1 protein-coding gene is annotated in these 3,277 nt (G+C 75.4%); it reads right to left on the bottom strand.

The features are described 5' to 3' along the window. A partial coding sequence (locus AXW62_RS30760; protein ID WP_159060995.1) for an SDR family NAD(P)-dependent oxidoreductase occupies positions 1–3,277 on the bottom strand: 3,277 nt, incomplete at both ends.

Below are 3,277 nucleotides of genomic sequence, written 5' to 3'. Positions count from 1 at the left end.
GGTGCCATCCGCACCCGCCGCGAACGCCTTGATCCGCCCATCCGCCGCAAGCCCACGCTGACGACTGAAGTCCACGAACGAACCCGGCGTCGACATCACCGTCACACCACCGGCCAGCGCCAACGAGCACTCACCCGCCCGCAACGCCTGAATCGCCCAGTGCAACGCCACCAACGACGACGAACACGCCGTATCCACCGTCACCGCCGGACCCTCAAGACCCAGCGCATACGCCACCCGGCCCGACAACACACTGGCCGCGTTCCCCGTCCCCATGAAGCCGTCGCCGCCGTCCGGCGAGTGGAGGACGAGCGACATGTAGTCCTGGCCGTTGGTGCCCGCGAACACACCGACCTGCTGACCGCGCAGCGTGGTCGGGTCGATGCCCGCGCGTTCGAACGCCTCCCAGGAGGTCTCCAGCAGCAGCCGCTGCTGCGGGTCCATCGCCAGCGCCTCACGCGGCGAGATCCCGAAGAACGCGGGGTCGAAGTCCCCGGCGCCCGCCAGGAATCCGCCCTCGCGGACGTAGCTGGTGTGCTCGGTGGTGGCGTCCGGGTCGTAGAGCGCCTCCAGGTCCCAGCCGCGGTCGGCCGGGAAGCCCGTCACCGCGTCCTGACCGGACACCAGCAGCCGCCACAGCTCCTCCGGCGAGTCCACCCCGCCCGGGAAGCGGCAGCTCATCCCCACGATCGCGATCGGATCGTCGGCGACGGCCACCGTCGTGGCCGACGCACCGGCCACCGCGTCGGCCTCGCGCTCCTCGCCCAGCACCTCCGTACGGAGGTGGGCGGCGAGCGCCGAGGACGACGGGTAGTCGTAGACCAGTGTGGGCGGCAGCCGCAGCCCGGTCACGGTGTTCAGCCGGTTGCGCAGCTCCACGGCGGTCAGCGAGTCGAAGCCCAGGTCCCGGAACGCCCGGTCCGCCTCCACCGCCTCCGCGTCGGAGTGGCCCAGTACCTCGGCCACCGCCGACCGCACCAGGTCCAGCAGCATCCGCTCGCGCTCCGCCGCCGGAACGCCCGCGAGCCGCTGGGCGAGCGGGGACTCGTCCGCGCCGCCACCGGCGGTGTGGGCCGTGCGCCCGCCCTCGGCCTCCAGCGCGGCACGCGCCTCGGGCAGTTCCAGCAGCAGCGGGCTCGGCCGGGAGGCGGTGAAGCCGGGGGCCAGCCGCTCCCAGTCGATGTCCGCGACCGTCACCACGGTCTCGTCCAGGTCCAGGGCGCGCTGCAACGCGGCGATGGCCAGGTCCGCCGCCATCGGCGGCACACCGGCGCGGCGCATGCGCCGCTCCAGCGCGTCGTCCGCGGCCATCCCGCCCTCGGCCCACGGGCCCCAGGCGATGGAGGTGGCGGGCAGCCCCTCGGCCCGCCGCCGCTCGGCCAGCGCGTCCAGGAAGGCGTTCGCGGCGGCGTAGTTGGCCTGACCGGCGGCCCCGATGGAACCCGCGAACGAGGAGAAGAGGACGAAGGCCGTGAGGTCCAGCTCCCGCGTCAGCTCGTGCAGGTTGGCCGCGGCGTCGGCCTTGGCGCGCAGCACGGAGGCGAAGCGCTCGGGAGTCAGCGACTCCAGGACGCCGTCGTCCAGCACCCCGGCCGCGTGCACCACGGCCGTCAGCGGGAACTCGGCGGGCAGGTCCGCCAGCAGCCCGGCCAGCGCCTCCCGGTCGGCCACATCGCAGGCCGCGACGGTGACCCGGGCGCCGGAGGCGGCGAGTTCGTCGCGCAACTCGGCAGCGCCGGGCGCGTCGAGGCCACGGCGGCTGGTGAGCACCACGTGCTCGGCGCCCTTCGCGACAAGCCAACGGGCCACCTGCGCACCCAGCGCGCCCGTACCGCCCGTCACCAGCACCGAACCCGCGCCCGGCCGCCAGTCGCGGCCACCCGCCGACCCGGCGGCCCGGGTCAGCCGGCGCCCGAAGACGCCGGAGGCGCGCACCGCCACCTGGTCCTCGGCCTCACCACCGGCCAGCACGCCCGCCAGCCGGGACAGCGCCCGGTCGTCCACCGTCTCCGGCAGATCGACCAGACCGCCCCACCGCTCGGCCAGCTCCAGGGCCGCGACCCGGCCCAGGCCCCAGACCCGCGCCTGCCACGGGTCCACCGGCCCGTCCGCCCGGCCGGTCGAGACCGCGCCGCGCGTGGCGACCCACAGCGGCGCGGCCACGCCCAGATCGCCCAGTGCCTGGGCCAGGGCGGCCGTGCGGACCAGCCCGTCGGCGCCCTCGGCGAGGGCCGGGAGCGCGAACACCCCGGCCACCGGGGCGTCGGCGACGGCCTCGCCCAGCCGCTCGGCCATGCCGGTACGGTCCCCGGCGGTCAGCTCGACCCGCCGGACCTCGGCGCCGCGCGCCGACAGCGTCCGTACGACGCCCTCGGCGAGCGCGCCGTCCGCCGCACCGGCCGGGGCGTCAGCCGGGGCGACGACCAGCCAGCGGCCGGTGAGCGTCGCCTCGGCACGGGCGGCCACCGGCTTCCAGGCCACCTGGTAGCGCCAGGCGTCCACGGTGGACCGCTCGCCCTGGCGGCGCCGCCACGAGGACAGCACCGGCAGGACCGCGCCCAGCGAGGAGAGTTCGTCGGCGTCCTCGGACTGGAGCGTCCCGGCGAGGGCCTCCAGGTCCTCGCGCTCGACGGCCTCCCAGAACCGCGCGTCCACCGAGTCCATGGCCACGGCGGCCTCGCGGACCTGCTCCGGGTCCTCCACCCAGAACCGCTGCCGCTGGAAGGCGTACGTCGGCAGCTCGACCCGGCGGGCCTCCGTACCGGCGAAGAACGCCGACCAGTCCAGGGCGAGGCCCCGGGTGTGCAGCGCGGCGAGGGCGGCCGTCAGCGACCACGGTTCGGCCCGGCCCTTGCGGAGCGCCGGGACGAAGGCGGCGGCATCGCCGGTGACGCACTCCTGGGCCATGGCGGTGAGCACCCCGTCCGGGCCCAGCTCGACGTAGGTGGTGACGCCCTGGGCTTCCAGGGTGCGGACTCCGTCGAGGAAGCGCACGGCCTCGCGGACGTGGCGCACCCAGAAGTCCGGGGTGGTGATCTCCTCGGCGGACACGACGTCGCCGGTGAGGTTGGAGACGATCGGGATGCGCGGGGCCTGGTAGGTGAGCCCCTGCGCCACCTCGCGGAACGCCTCCAGCATCCCGTCCATACGCGGGGAGTGGAAGGCGTGGCTGACCGTGAGCCGCTTGGTCTTCCGACCTTGAGCCTCGAAGCCCGCCGCGATCTCCAGCGCCGCGTCCTCATCACCCGCGATGACGACCGAGGTGGGCCCGTTGAGC

Source organism: Streptomyces hygroscopicus subsp. hygroscopicus (assembly GCF_001553455.1).
Classification (GTDB): domain Bacteria; phylum Actinomycetota; class Actinomycetes; order Streptomycetales; family Streptomycetaceae; genus Streptomyces; species Streptomyces hygroscopicus.
The sequence above is the reverse complement of the archived record's forward strand: the minus strand, read 5'-3'. Positions and strand labels throughout refer to the sequence as shown.